At 67.6% G+C, this 324-nt stretch carries 1 pseudogene; it reads left to right on the top strand.

The annotated features are described in order from the left end of the window. Nucleotides 1-324 (top strand): annotated as a pseudogene (locus F7R02_RS25985) (TAL effector repeat-containing protein); the annotation flags it as partial.

Below are 324 nucleotides of genomic sequence, written 5' to 3'. Positions count from 1 at the left end.
CAAGCAGGCGCTGGAGACGGTGCAGGCGCTGTTGCCGGTGCTGTGCCAGGCCCATGGCCTGACCCCGGAGCAGGTGGTGGCCATCGCCAGCAATATTGGTGGCAAGCAGGCGCTGGAGACGGTGCAGGCGCTGTTGCCGGTGCTGTGCCAGGCCCATGGCCTGACCCCGGAGCAGGTGGTGGCCATCGCCAGCAATATTGGTGGCAAGCAGGCGCTGGAGACGGTGCAGGCGCTGTTGCCGGTGCTGTGCCAGGCCCATGGCCTGACCCCGGAGCAGGTGGTGGCCATCGCCAGCAATATTGGTGGCAAGCAGGCGCTGGAGAC

Origin of the sequence: Xanthomonas cissicola, from assembly GCF_008801575.1 — a bacterium.
Classification (GTDB): domain Bacteria; phylum Pseudomonadota; class Gammaproteobacteria; order Xanthomonadales; family Xanthomonadaceae; genus Xanthomonas; species Xanthomonas cissicola.
Note: the sequence above shows the minus strand (reverse complement) of the source record. Positions and strands in the feature narration are given on the sequence as shown.